11 protein-coding genes are annotated in these 12604 nt (G+C 68.4%); 4 read left to right on the forward strand and 7 right to left on the reverse strand.

Annotation, left to right across the window (positions count from 1 at the left end; translation table 11 throughout):
* Positions 1-115 precede the first annotated feature (115 nt).
* From AC1Z3O_RS09335 to AC1Z3O_RS09350, 4 genes are all read left to right on the forward strand, one after another.
* The gene (locus AC1Z3O_RS09335) at positions 116-691 is read left to right on the forward strand and encodes a TetR/AcrR family transcriptional regulator (protein WP_483515393.1); all 576 of its coding nucleotides are present in this window, start codon (positions 116-118) and stop codon (positions 689-691) included.
* Positions 688-2733: a squalene--hopene cyclase gene (gene shc, locus AC1Z3O_RS09340; RefSeq protein WP_483515395.1), complete on the forward strand. Its 2046-nt coding sequence runs from the start codon at positions 688-690 to the stop codon at positions 2731-2733. Before AC1Z3O_RS09335 ends, shc begins: the two co-directional genes overlap by 4 nt.
* 132 nt (positions 2734-2865) lie before the next feature.
* Complete coding sequence (locus tag AC1Z3O_RS09345; protein ID WP_483515397.1) at positions 2866-4224, forward strand: M20/M25/M40 family metallo-hydrolase; 1359 nt, start codon at positions 2866-2868, stop codon at positions 4222-4224.
* 368 nt (positions 4225-4592) lie between these two features.
* Positions 4593-4982, forward strand: coding sequence for an EF-hand domain-containing protein (locus AC1Z3O_RS09350; RefSeq protein ID WP_483517557.1), 390 nt, complete (start codon positions 4593-4595; stop codon positions 4980-4982).
* A gap of 39 nt (positions 4983-5021) precedes the next feature.
* On the opposite strand, the gene AC1Z3O_RS09355 is transcribed toward AC1Z3O_RS09350, so the two are convergent.
* The 7 genes from AC1Z3O_RS09355 to AC1Z3O_RS09385 all read right to left on the reverse strand — a co-directional run bounded on the left by AC1Z3O_RS09355 (position 5022) and on the right by AC1Z3O_RS09385 (position 12407).
* Positions 5022-6572 carry a TolC family protein gene (locus AC1Z3O_RS09355; protein ID WP_483515398.1) on the reverse strand — a complete coding sequence of 517 codons (1551 nt, stop codon included), beginning with the start codon at positions 6570-6572 and terminating at the stop codon, positions 5022-5024.
* The gene (locus AC1Z3O_RS09360; protein ID WP_483515400.1) at positions 6559-8592 is read right to left on the reverse strand and encodes an FUSC family protein; all 2034 of its coding nucleotides are present in this window, start codon (positions 8590-8592) and stop codon (positions 6559-6561) included. Before AC1Z3O_RS09360 ends, AC1Z3O_RS09355 begins: the two co-directional genes overlap by 14 nt.
* Positions 8573-9622 (reverse strand): multidrug transporter subunit MdtN, encoded by a 1050-nt coding sequence (mdtN, locus tag AC1Z3O_RS09365; protein ID WP_483515402.1) that lies wholly within the window; start codon positions 9620-9622, stop codon positions 8573-8575. Before mdtN ends, AC1Z3O_RS09360 begins: the two co-directional genes overlap by 20 nt.
* Positions 9619-9915: a YtcA family lipoprotein gene (locus AC1Z3O_RS09370; RefSeq protein WP_483515404.1), complete on the reverse strand. Its 297-nt coding sequence runs from the start codon at positions 9913-9915 to the stop codon at positions 9619-9621. The genes mdtN and AC1Z3O_RS09370 overlap by 4 nt, the downstream gene beginning before the upstream one ends.
* A gap of 10 nt (positions 9916-9925) precedes the next feature.
* Positions 9926-10108 carry a hypothetical protein gene (locus AC1Z3O_RS09375; protein ID WP_483515406.1) on the reverse strand — a complete coding sequence of 61 codons (183 nt, stop codon included), beginning with the start codon at positions 10106-10108 and terminating at the stop codon, positions 9926-9928.
* Between the two features lie 94 nt (positions 10109-10202).
* Complete coding sequence (locus AC1Z3O_RS09380; protein ID WP_483515408.1) at positions 10203-10883, reverse strand: VIT1/CCC1 transporter family protein; 681 nt, start codon at positions 10881-10883, stop codon at positions 10203-10205.
* A gap of 42 nt (positions 10884-10925) precedes the next feature.
* Positions 10926-12407, reverse strand: coding sequence for an MltF family protein (locus tag AC1Z3O_RS09385; RefSeq protein WP_483517558.1), 1482 nt, complete (start codon positions 12405-12407; stop codon positions 10926-10928).
* Positions 12408-12604: the final 197 nt, after the last annotated feature.

The raw sequence follows: 12604 nt of genomic DNA on the forward strand, positions 1-12604 counted from the left end.
GGAAGGGCGATTTCCCTCGTGCCGACCGGGCCGCCGCCACAGGCGCCCGAACCGCTTTGTGCCGCATGGATCTCCTGCGCGCAAAACAATCCGGCCGGATGGTATGATCGCGCCCATGACCAATGCCCACCGCAGAAAGAAGCAGCCGGATGTGCTGCGCCCGCAACTGCTGCAGTCCGCCGCGCAACTGGCTCTGGAGGCTGGGCTGCGTGCCGTCACCCTCGATGCCGTGGCGGCGCACGCCGGCGTCAGCAAGGGCGGCCTGCAGCACCACTTCCGCAGCAAGCAAGCATTGCTGGACGCGCTGTTCGACGCCGCCGTCGATACCTTCAACCAGGATGTCGCCGCTGCTGCCGCCGCCGATCCGCTGGAGGAAGGGCGCGCGGCCCGCGCCTATATCCATGCCACCCTGCGCGACCAGAAGAAGGAAGGTACCGCCAGCTATCTTCACCTGCTGCTCGCGCTGATGCTGACCGATGCGGACACGCGCGAGCGCTGGAGTCCGCGGATTGCGGAGATCACACAGCCTGACCCGCTGCCCGAGGCGGAGGCGGCGCGGCTGATGATCTGCCGCCTCGCGGCCGACGGCCTGTGGCTTTCCGACCTGCTCGGCAACCAGTCGATGTCGCCCGCATTGCGGGCGGAAGTCCTGCGCCAGCTCGACCTGATGACGCGGGGAGGGGCCCAATGAACGCGGCGCTCGAATCGACGACGGCCCTGGCGCCGGAACGGCCGCACGCGGCGCCACATCCCGCGCCGCAGCCCGCGCGCGACACCGCCGCGCCACGTGCCGACGCCAGGCTCGATGCGGCCATCGACGCCGCGCGCGAGGCCCTGCTGCGCCAGCAGCATCCAGACGGCCATTGGTGCTTCGAGCTGGAATCGGACGCGACCATCACGGCCGAGTACATCCTGATGATGCATTTCGCCGACGAGATCGACCCTTCGCTGCAGGCGTCGATGGCCGCCTACCTGCGCAGCATCCAGCGGCGCGACCGCCACGGTGGCTGGGACCAGTACCACGGCGGCGCGCTCGACGTTTCGTGCAGCGTCAAGGCCTACTTCGCCCTGAAGGCCGCCGGCGACAGTGCCGACGCGCCGCATATGGTGCAGGCGCGCCAGGCCATCCTGGCCGCGGGCGGCGCGGCCAAGTCCAATGTCTTCACCCGCATCCTGCTCGCGACCTTCGAGCAGGTGCCGTGGCGTGCCACGCCCTTCGTGCCGGTCGAACTCATCCTGTTCCCGCGCTGGGCGCCGGTGCACCTGGACAAGATGGCCTACTGGGCGCGCTCGACGCTGGTGCCGCTGATGGTGCTGTGCTCGCTGCGGGCCAAGGCGGTCAATCCGCATCGCGTCAGCATCCGCGAGCTGTTCGTCACGCCGCCCGAACAGGAGCGCCACTACTTTTCCAGCCAGGGCCTGCTGCGCAAGGCCTTCCTGGCGGTGGACAAGGTCGCGCGCTGCCTCGAGCCGCTGATTCCGGCGTCGCTGCGGCAGCGGGCCATCGACCGCGCGCAGGCCTGGTGCGCCGAGCGCATGAACGGCGAGGACGGCCTGGGCGGCATCTTCCCGCCCATGGTGTACTGGTACGAGATGATGGTCTTGCTGGGCTTCCCCAAGACCCACCCGATGCGTGAGACGTGCCTGGCCGCGCTGCGCAAGCTGGTGGTGCACCGCCCCGACGGCATGACGTACTGCCAGCCCTGCCTGTCGCCGGTGTGGGATACGGCCTGGAGCATCATGGCCCTGCAGCATGCCGGCACCGATGCGCGCACGCAGCAGGCGGTGCAGCGCGCCTACGACTGGCTCGAGCCGCGGCAGGTGCTGGACCTGCGCGGCGACTGGGCCGAGCACGTGCCGGCCACCGTGCCGCCGGGCGGCTGGGCCTTCCAGTATGCCAACGCGTACTACCCGGACATCGACGACAGCGCGGTCGTGGCGGCCATGCTGGCGGTGCACGGGCGGCGCCTCGGCCAGCCGCAGCGCTACGAGAAGACAGTCAGCCGGGCAATGCAGTGGATGCTGGGCCTGCAATCGCGCAACGGCGGCTTTGCAGCCTTCGACGCCAACTGCGACCGCGAGTACCTGAACCGCATCCCCTTCGCCGACCACGGTGCCTTGCTGGACCCGCCAACCGAGGACGTTTCCGGCCGCGTGCTGCTCGCCATCGGACTGAGCGGCAAGCGCGAAGCGTACGCGGATGCCGTCGCGCGCTGCGTGGCCTATCTGCGCAAGACCCAGTGCGCCGATGGCGCCTGGTGGGGCCGCTGGGGCACCAACTATATCTACGGCACCTGGAGCGTGCTGGCGGGCCTTGCGCTGGTGGGGGAGGACGTGCGCCAGCCCTATATCCGCAAGGCGGTCGACTGGCTGCTGCGCGTCCAGAACCCCGATGGTGGATGGGGCGAGACCAACGACACGTATTTCGATCCGTCGCTGGCCGGCACCTTTGGTGGCGAAAGCACGCCGAACTGTACCGCTTGGGCGCTGCTGGCGCTGTACGCGGTGGGCGAGGCGGGCTCTCCCGCCGCGCGCCGGGGCATCGACTACCTGCTCGGTTGCCAGGAGGAAGCCGGGCTCTGGTGGCACCCGTCGCACAACGCGCCGGGCTTCCCGCGCATCTACTACCTGAAGTACCACGGCTACACCGGCTACTTCCCGCTGTGGGCGTTGACGCGCTACCGCCAGCTGACCATGCCGCGCCCGCTGGCGCCGCCGCCCGCGGCAAGCTGAGCCGGTGCCCCGGCACGGGACGGGGTGCTACAACGCGGGCTCTGCTGGCAGAATAGGGACGCCCCGGCCATGGCGGCCGGGGGCGATTTCCCCCGATCCCTCGCGCCTCTTTCCTGGAGCCGTCCCGTCATCATGCAAGCCCGTGCCCGCCTGCCTGCCTTCCTGATCCACGTCCTGCCTGCCGCGCCCGCCGTGCTCGCCGCGCTGGCGCTGGCCAGCCCGGTCCAAGCGCAGACCATTGCGCTGGCGCCGGTATCGCCCGCGGTGGACCACGCCTACACCAGTCTGGCGTCATCCCCGCTGCTCAAGACGCTGCTGGCCGACGTGAAGGCCGATGATGCGCGCACGCTGCGCGAGCTGACCACCATGACCGAGATCCCGGCGCCGCCGTTCAAGGAGCACGCGCGCGCCGAGTACTTTCTGGGACAGTTCAAGGCGCTCGGACTGGCCGATGCCCGCATCGATGCCGAGGGCAATGTGATCGGCGTGCGCAAGGGCAGCGGCAAGGGCCCGAAGCTGCTGGTCTCGGCCCACCTCGACACGGTCTTCCCCGCCGGCACCGACGTCACCGTCAAGCCGCGCGACGGCAAGCTGTATGCGCCCGGCATCTCGGACGACACCCGCGGGCTGGCGGTACTGCTGTCCTGGCTCAAGGTCCTCAACGACAACCATGTCCACACCGTGGGCGACCTGATCTTCGTGGGCAACGTGGGCGAGGAAGAGCTAGGCAATCTGCGCGGCATGAAGGCCGTGTTCCGCGAGCACCGGGACATCGACGGCATGGTCGGCCTGGAGCCGGGCGAGGGCGACCGGGTGCTCACGCTGGGCACGGGCAGCCACCGCTACGAGGTGACCTTCCGCGGCCCCGGCGGCCACAGCTTCGGCGCGTTCGGCCTGCCGAGCGCCATCCACGCCATGGGCCGGGCGATTGCCAAGATCGACGACGTGCGGCCACCCGCCGACCCCAAGACCACCTTCACGGTCGGTACCGTCAGCGGGGGCACCTCGGTCAACGCCATTGCCGGCGACGCGCGCATGAATATCGACATCCGCTCGAACGCGATGCCCACGCTGCTGGAAACCGAGAAGCAGATCATGGCTGCCATCGCCGCCGGCGTCGCCGAGGAAAACCAGCGTTGGAACTCGGACAAGATCACCTACCAGGTGCGGCTCATCGGCGACCGGCCCGCTGGCCACACGCCGGCCGATGCCGTCATCGTCCAGGCCGCGGTGCGCGCGATCCTGGGCCACGGCAAGTCGCAGCCCAGCCTGCGCGGCGCCAGCACCGACGCCAACGTGCCGATGTCGCTCGGCATCCCGGCCATCATCCTGGGCAGCGGCGGCAAGAGCGGCGGCGCCCATTCGCGCGACGAGTGGTTCGATCCGGCCAACGCCTGGGAAGGCGCCCAGATCGGCCTGACCACCGTGCTCTCGCTGGTGGGTGTGCAGGGTGTCAGCGAGCCGTTGCTGGCAAGGCGCGCGGCAAAGTAGCCATCCTCGGCTAGGCCCGGCGGATGGTCGGAGGCGGCCCGCTGCCGCGGCCTGGCCGTGGCACGCGCCACGTTCACCATGCCTGGGCATCCTCCAGATGGAGCCCTGAAGGCGCCCGGAAGGGAAAAAGTGCAGATCAGGTCAAAGGAAAATTCAATTCGTGGGACTTCACGGCAGTAGCAGAATGGCGGCTGGAAATGCAGGGGGCCTTGCGCACCCCACGCCGGCGATCCGGCGCCGCTCGCGCTATGCCCGGTATTTCCCATGCAGTCCAATTGTCTAATCGATGCGTGCCCCTCGCCCGCCCGCCGCTTGCGGCGGGCATCGACCGGAACGGCCCCACCACGGAAGTGTTCAAGGAGACGGAAATGACCCTGCGTATGTTGCCCGCTGCTGGCCTGGTACTCGTGGCGGCGCTCGCTTGTGCGAGTGCCGGCGCGCAGCAGCCACAAGACGCGCCAGCCCAGCCGCAAGACGCGCAAGCCCAGCCTCAAGCGCAAGCTCCGCAAACGCAACAGCCGATGAACGCGAAGGAAGCCAAGGCGAAGGCCATCGAACGCTTCAAGGCGGCCGACACCAACCATGACGGCAAGCTGACCCGCGAGGAAGCCAAGGCCGGCTGGCCGGAAGTCTACAAGCACTTCGATCAGATGGATACCAAGAAGAAGGGCTATGTCACTCAGCGGCAGATCGGCGGCTACTGGGCCTTGATGACCAAGGAGAAAGCCAAGCAGAAGGACCCGAGCAGCCTCAATTGAGCCGGGGGGGCGGCCCGACGCGGTAGTTGCGCGGCCGGGCTACCTGCCGGGTCCGTCGCGCATGGCGCCGATGGACCCGGTGGCCAGTGCCAGCGTGGCGGCCGCCGACAAGGCACCGCTATAGGCGTCGGCCGACGCGTTCCGCGCAATGATCAGCTGGTTCTGCGCCAGCATGGTGTCAGTGATCGAGCCGACGCCACGCCGGTAAGCGGCGAAGGCCGCGTCGTACGTGGTCTGCGCGGCGGCCGCCAGCGCCTTCGCCGCGTCATGGGCCGCCAGGCTCGACGCCAGCGCATTCTGGCTGACCACGATCTGGCGCACCGCCTCTTCCTTTGCCCGCGTCAGCCTGGCTGACGCACTGTCGGCATTGTTGCGGGCCTGCGCCAGCACGGCCGAACGCAGGCCGCCATCGTAGAGCGGGATCGTGACCCCAAGGAAGACACTGCCACCATAGCGGTTGTTGCTGAGGTTGACAGTCGGCGCTTGCTGCCCCACGGCCGGGATGGCAGTGATGGTGGTGCTGCCGGACGCGTACGAGGTAAAGGCCGACAGGAAGACCTTGGGCAGGAACTCCGCCTCGGCCGCCCTGATCCTGGCCTGGCTGGCCTTTTCGAGCGCATAGGCGCCCAGCACGTCGGGTCGGCTGGCGATGGCCGTGTCGACAATCTGCTCAACAGGGGTTTGCAGTGCCGCCGACAGCGGGCGAAGCGGCATCTCGGCGATCTTCGGCTTGGCCAGTGGCGAGATCCCGATCGCCGTGACCAGGCCCAGGTAGGTATCCTTTTCCGCGCCGTCGGCCTGCACCAGCACCAGATTGGCCTGCGCACGGTTCTGCGTGGCCTGTGCCACCTCCACGACGGTACCAATGCCCCGGCGGAAGCGGGACTGTGCCGCCACCAGAACGGCATCGGCATTGTCCAGCGCCTGCTGCGCCGTGGCGGCGCGCGCGCGTGCGGCCTGGTAGGCGTAGAAGGCCACGCTCACCTCGTGGATGACACGCTGATGGACCGCCGTGAAACCGATATTGGCCACCACGGAATCCTGCTCGGCAGCCTCCACCAGCCCGGAACGCTCGCCGAAGTCGAACAGCAGCCACTGCAGCGCCAGCACTGACACCGCGCCCTGCCCCGACCCGCTGCCCGATGCCTGTCCCAGGGGAGTGGAGAGCGTGCCATGGCCGGACTGGTAGCCGCCCAGGGCGCTGGCGGAAATATGGGGAAGATACGAGGTCTTGGCGATGCCGGCAGCCAGCGCCGCATTGCGCGCGTCGTTCCAGGCAATGCGCGTGAGCGGGTTGGTGGATTCCGCCAGGTCGATCAGTTCCGGCAAGGTGTAGTCGTGGGCGGCATCCAGTTCCGGTGCCGGGGCGATGGTGGCCAGCGCCGTATTCGCGGGGAGCACGTGGCCGGCCGCAGCCGCAGCGGCGGCGCCTTTCGGCGGGCCCGGCACGATTTCGCCGGTCGCCGTCGTCTCCGGCTGCCAGGGACGATCCGGGCTCGGGGGCGCCATGTCCAGCGACGAGGTTGCGCATCCGCTCGCTCCCGCCACGGCCAGGATCACGGACGCAGCCGGCAGGCTAAGTTGGCGCATGGACGGACGATTCTCCTGAGTTGGTGTGCGGTGCCGGCGGGCCGATGCCGGCCAGGCGCTCGTCGATCAATCCAAGCAGGCTCGTGCGTACGACGGCATCCCGCCCATCGGCTGTGGGCGCGGGCGCGACTGCGAGGTCCGGCGTCGCGTCGGCGGCACCGAAGACCCCGTCATCCGACGCGCGCCGCAACTGTTTGCGGGCCTCGGGGTCGCCGGGCCAGCGTTCGGTCAGCAGGAACAGCGGCCCCGCCATCGCACCCAGCCGGGCCAGGGCAAGGTGGCGCGCGGCGAGCCACGCGGGTGCGGGTCGGATCCTGGCAGGCTCGTAGTGCGCAAGGGCCAGGTTCTGTGCGATGGCATCCTGCTCTGCCAGGGCGGCGCCTGCCTGCGCGCGGCGCGAAGCGGTGTCGGGCGCCCGCACCAGGCCTTCCCACCGGCGCCGCAGGTCCGCCAGCGCCGCGTCGATCGCGCCGGCGATGCTCACCGGCCAGATCCGCGTGAACACGAGATAGACGGCTACGTTGCCAAGCAGGATCCCGATCGTGCGGTCGCGCGCGATGGTCAGGTCGAAGCCCGGTGCCGGGCCCTGCAGCACGCACAGGAAGAAGGCGAAGGCGACCTGGAATCCTGCATAGGAGATCCGGGGCGAGCCTTGTGCAATCCAGGCCGATGCCCAGGCGCCGGCGAACACCAGTGCCATCAGGCCGGCGATCGAAGTGAGCGAGGGGGTGACGAACACGATCGCCGCCGTACCGAGCAGAGCGCCGATGGCGCAGCCGGCGATGCGCAGCGTCAGCTTTTCCACCGTCTCGGCGGTCGTGCCCAGGGAAACGATATAGCAGGTGATGAAGCAGGTGTGGATGCCGGTCCAGTCGAGCTGAATGTAAAGGAAGTAGCAGAACATCGCAGCGGCAGTCGTCTTCAGCGCGTAGCGGATGTGACCCGGATTCGAAAAGGCATCCGGCAGGAAAAAGCCACCGCCTTCAGCGCCTTCAGCACCTTCGGCCGCCTCGCCGGAGGCCGCGGGTTGCGCCGCAGGTCCGGCCTCCGCGAACCCGACGATGGCCGACTGCAGTTCCGTGGCAACCACCCGGGCCAGCGGCGCCAGCCCTTCAATCTCGTCAACGGCCGGCAGGGGCGGCGCGATCTCGACCGGATAGCCGCCGTCCTCCAGCATGCGCGCCATGCGATCCAGCGTGTCGGCGACCGGCACCGCGAGCGCCGCCGGCAGGCGCGCCGCCGGTTCGCGGCAGGCAAGTTCCACGGCCAGCAGGATCGACGTGACGGAGGACAAGGCTTGACCCAGCGCTGCCAGGTCGGCGGCCGATGCGCTGGCCTCGATCTTCGACAGCTTCAGCCAGGCCGGGACGGTCTCGACAGTTTCCCGCAGGCTGGTGGCCAGCGCGGACGGGGCGGCCGGAGGCGCCCGCAGCGCCTGCGCGGCGAGCCGCAGGCATGCCCCGAGCCGCTGGCCGGCCAGGCGGCGCGGGGAGGGGGCCAGCAGCAGGTTGACCACCACGTTCACGCCGATGGGGATGGCCACCATCAGCCACGCGTAGAGCAGACCCCTCGTCGCCAGCTCCCCGATGGGAACGAGGCCGAGTACGTCGAGTCCGTATCCGGTGATCATGGCCACGATGGCGCCCACCGGTCGCAGCTTGCTGGCCGACGTCAAGAACAGCAGGGCGACCGACAGCACCACCATCCACACCACCCGCCATAGCGGTACGTCGATGCTGGCGATGGCGACGAGCAGGACCAGCCCGATGACCAGCGTGATGATCACCAGCATGGCGATGCTGATCAGCACACTGCTGGTGCGGTCGGCGCGGTTCAGGAAAAAGATGACGTAGGCAGAAATGGCGGCCTCGGGCGTCTGGTACATGGAGGTCACCAGCACCGTCAGCGCGCAGGCCAGCGCGATGCGCGCGGCCACCTGCGCACGACCCGGAAAGGGTGCGAGCAGGCGCAGGATGTCGCCCGTTGCGGGCCAGGCGCGGTCAGCGGCAAGCCGCGCCATGCCGGATCTCCACGGTGGCGCTGGCGCCGATCCTGACCAGCTTGTCGGGCGGGGACGCGAGCTGGAGCCGTACTGGGAAGCGCTGGGCAACGCGCACCCAGTTCACTGACTGCTGCACGTACGGCAGCGAGCGCGGCAGGTTCACCCGATCAGTGTCGAGCACGCCCGCGCCGATGCCGGTCACGGTGCCGCGGATGGCCTGGCTGCGGTCGATCATCGAATGGACCGTGGCGCAATCGCCGACGTTGATGTTGGCCAGCGCCGTCTCGCGGAAGTTGGCCACCGCGAACCATTCGCCAGTGTGGATGAGCACGAAGAGCGACTGGTTGGGAATGACGACTTCACCGGACAGCACGGTCAGGCCGGTGACCCGCCCCTCGTGCGGGGCGCGCACCAGGGTATCGTCCAGCGCGCGCTGCGCGATGGCGAGCGCGGCTTCGCGCGCATGCACCGCCGCGATGGCATCGGCATCGTTGCCGACCGCCTGGGCCGTCGCGGCCCGCTGCACGTGTGCCTGCTTGAGCGAGATCGCCGCGTCGCGCTGCGCCACCTGAGCCTGGTCGAGTTGCTGGGTGGGAACATAGCCGTCGGCCGCAAGGGGACGCAGGCGCTCCACCGTGCGCGCGGTCAAGGCATAGTTCTGCGCGGCCCGGCTGGTCTGCTCCGAGGCGACTGAGGCCACCGCCTGCTCGCTGGTGATCGTCCTGCGCCGCGTGCCCAGGGCTGCCTGCGCCAGCTCGAGGTCCGCCCGCGCCTGTGCGAGGGCCAGCCGGTAGGGCACGGGGTCGATCTCGAACAGGGGATCGCCCTTGGCGACCTGCTGGTTGTCCGTGACCCAGATCCTGGCGATCCGCCCGCCCACCGGCGACGCCACGTGCACCACGTCGGCGTCGAGCGTGGCATCGTCCGTGGACGGAAAGCGCACGCTGAAGCGATACGCGTAGAAGGCCAGCAGCATGGCCACCACGATGATCGCCCCCGCGATCAGCTTGCCACCCAGGGAGCGTTTGCGCACGCCGGCCATTTTCATAGAATCTGCCCCGTTCCCAGCATCCAGACGAGCACGGCGATCGCCACGCCGATTGCCGTGTTGACGAACAACTGGAATGGCACCGCCTCCGCCCATCCGGTGGCGACGAACACGCGATGGGCGACGATGGCACTGAGGATGCCGATCAGCCCGCTCAGCAGCCAGAGCGGAAAATAGGCGCCGAACAGCTCATAGGAGGGCGCACCGCGCAGGGCACAGCCCTGGAGAGAAGCGCCCAGCGCGGCCATGACCGGCACGCGGGAGGAAAGACGCGGGGTCGATCGATCTGCCATGTCGCGGCGCTCAGGGGAAGTCCGCTGCCTGCTCGGGGCGGCCGCTGCAGGGCGGTACGACGGAATCGGGCAGGGAAATGCCGACACCGCAGCCGACACCGCGGCCGACACCGCGCGAGCCGATCCGGCCTGGACGAGGCACATCGGCGCGCAGCGCGTGCTCGGTGCGGGGCCTCGGCAGTGCAGGGATCATGGGTAGCTCGCCTTCGTACCACGGGTTCGGAACCGGTGCTCGGAATATAACAGGACGGTACGCGCCTTGTCCAAATCGGATCGGCCGCGCTGGCCTAGCCGCCGAGGGCGATGACCGCCATGGTGAGAAGCACCCCGACGGAAACCATGCCGAGCCCGGCCTTCCAGGCGCTGACGCCTGCATGGCGCCCGAGCGCGACACCGGCGCCGAACAGCATCGCCAGGCTCAAGACGCGCGAAACAATCAGAGCCGCGTGCATGTCGTCCAGCACAACGAAGGGCAGGGCCACAGGAAACGTCGAGAGGACGACGATCAGGAAGATCCCCAGCGCGCCGACGAAATCGCTCCGGGCGAGCCCCGGCTGCAGCGGCAGGCGGTGCGCCGCGACGAGTCGGGCGCGGATCTGCTCCAGCTCGGCATCCGCCACCAGCGTCCGCATGGCCCTGGAGAGCGCACCACGGAGTCTGCCCACGGCCAGTGCGGGATCGGTGTCCTGCTGCACCGCGAGCGCGAGCGTGTGCCGCTCGCCCCGGGTGATCACCGCGCGCACCAGGTACATGACCGCATCGACCAGGCCCCAGGCCAGGTTACAGCCAAGGGCTGCGTACATCATCTTCCTGCCTGCGTCCTCGCCGGCAGTCGCGGCCGACACGGCGCCGACGAAGGTCAGCGCCATGAAGAGGCCGAAGCACATCTCCGAGACGCGCTCCACGGTATCCAGCACGGGCTCTCGGGGCTCTGCATCCGAATCGCGTTTGTCATTCTGGACGGGCATGGTGCCGCTGGACAGGTAAAGGAATCCAGAAAATGGCGGTCGCTACTTGCGCAGCGTCTCGATGGCGCGGGTGCGGGCAGCGTTCACCTCCTCGATCAGCCGGTAGGCAACATAGTACTTATAGATGTTGCGCACATAGGTGGTGGTCTCGATCCCGATCTTCTCCGCCACCACGATCTCCACGTTATTGAACCATTTGTCCGGATCGAGCCCGCGCTTCTTCGCCTCGGCTCGCATCTTGGCGATGTTTGCGGGACCAGCGTTATAGCTCGCGAAGGCGAACAGCGAGCGATCCGTGTCGGAAAAATGCGCTTGCCCGAAGTACTTCGACATCAGCCGATCCAGGTACTTCGCGCCGGCATGGATATTCGACTCGGCGATGGCGATGTCGCCCACGTTGAGCTCCTTGCCGGTGGCCGGCATGAGCTGCATGATGCCGATGGCGCCGACGTGGCTGCGGGCCTTCTGGTCCAGCCTCGATTCCTGGAATCCTTGCGCCGCCAGCATCAGCGGGTCGAAGCGATACTGCGTGCCATACTTCTCGAAGAGGGCCACTGTCTGCTGGAAGCGCTTGATGTCGGCCGAGTCCGTGTTGTCGTGGATCTGCTTGATGCGCACGCTATATTGCTTGAGCCGGTACGCGGCAATGCCTTGCTTCTTGATGAAGTTCACGTAGAAATCCGTCAGCACCGCCTGCAACTCCGGGCTCCCCTTGCGGAAGGCCCACCCGACACGCCCGCCCTCGCGCACGGCGATATCCTCGTGCACCTTGATGTTCGGCAGGACCTGGGCCCAGATGCGTGCCTTCCAGTCGTCCACCACCAGGATCTGGAGGAGGCCGGCATTGAGCATCTCGAGTGCGTCTTCGTCTTCCAGGGCGTCCGGCAGGAGCACCACCCGGATCTCCGGCTTTCCCTGCTGCCGGAAGCGCTGGTTGAGGCTGGTCAGGCTGCTGTAGTAGCTGCTGTTGCGCCGCACATGCACGGTCTTGCCGCTGAGGTCGTCAACCTTCGCAAGCGCAGGCGACTTGGGCCCGGTGATGACCAGTTCCCGCGTGGGCTTGGCGTCTTTCGCCACCACGAAGTCGGCCTCTTTCAGCCGCTCGTCGGTCACGGTCAGGTTGCCTGCCGCGATATCGCCCAGGCCGGCCTCCAGGTCGGGCAGCAGCCGGTCACGGGTGACTGGAATGATCACGACGGTCAGCGGCCGCTTACCGAGGCGGTCCCTGTACATCTTGTTGACGTAGCGTTCGAAGTCGCGAACCGTATCGGCGGTGACCCCGCGCTCGTGGCCGCGGTCGTTGAAGTACAAGGTGCGGCTGTACGGGACGAGCACGCGGATCGCCCGGCGTTCCATCATCGCGTTGAAATCGCCGCGCCATGGCTTGTTGCTCAGGTTGAGTTGGCGGACCCCTGCCGCGGCAGGCGCCGCCGGCGTGGATGCGGCGGGCATGGAAGCGGCGGGCGGGGAGGGAGGCGCGGGCGGAGCGCCCAGCGCTGGATGGCAGGCCACGAGGAGGGCCATCCAGGTCAAGAGCAAACGAACGATCGACATGGCATACCTTACACGCTGGGCCGGATCGCTCCCCTGGACGCCTTTGCGCAAGCTTCTGCAACGCGCGGGAACGGGCCCCTTCTTACCTGCTTCTTACCTGCTTCCTGACTGACTTGCTGACTTGCGCCCCACTTCCCCCTTTTCCTTTCAGGCGCATCGAAGGCAAG

This window comes from Cupriavidus sp. 09_S30 (genome assembly GCF_056930435.1).

Bases quoted from the DNA above. Each gene is read 5' to 3' on its own strand.
- AC1Z3O_RS09335 (WP_483515393.1), top strand. From the start codon at position 116: ATGACCAATGCCCACCGCAGAAAGAAGCAGCCGGATGTGCTGCGCCCG.
- shc (WP_483515395.1), top strand. From the start codon at position 688: ATGAACGCGGCGCTCGAATCGACGACGGCCCTGGCGCCGGAACGGCCG.
- AC1Z3O_RS09345 (WP_483515397.1), top strand. From the start codon at position 2,866: ATGCAAGCCCGTGCCCGCCTGCCTGCCTTCCTGATCCACGTCCTGCCT.
- AC1Z3O_RS09350 (WP_483517557.1), top strand. From the start codon at position 4,593: ATGACCCTGCGTATGTTGCCCGCTGCTGGCCTGGTACTCGTGGCGGCG.
- AC1Z3O_RS09355 (WP_483515398.1), bottom strand. From the start codon at position 6,572: ATGCGCCAACTTAGCCTGCCGGCTGCGTCCGTGATCCTGGCCGTGGCG.
- AC1Z3O_RS09360 (WP_483515400.1), bottom strand. From the start codon at position 8,592: ATGGCGCGGCTTGCCGCTGACCGCGCCTGGCCCGCAACGGGCGACATC.
- mdtN (WP_483515402.1), bottom strand. From the start codon at position 9,622: ATGAAAATGGCCGGCGTGCGCAAACGCTCCCTGGGTGGCAAGCTGATC.
- AC1Z3O_RS09370 (WP_483515404.1), bottom strand. From the start codon at position 9,915: ATGGCAGATCGATCGACCCCGCGTCTTTCCTCCCGCGTGCCGGTCATG.
- AC1Z3O_RS09375 (WP_483515406.1), bottom strand. From the start codon at position 10,108: ATGATCCCTGCACTGCCGAGGCCCCGCACCGAGCACGCGCTGCGCGCC.
- AC1Z3O_RS09380 (WP_483515408.1), bottom strand. From the start codon at position 10,883: ATGCCCGTCCAGAATGACAAACGCGATTCGGATGCAGAGCCCCGAGAG.
- AC1Z3O_RS09385 (WP_483517558.1), bottom strand. From the start codon at position 12,407: ATGGCCCTCCTCGTGGCCTGCCATCCAGCGCTGGGCGCTCCGCCCGCG.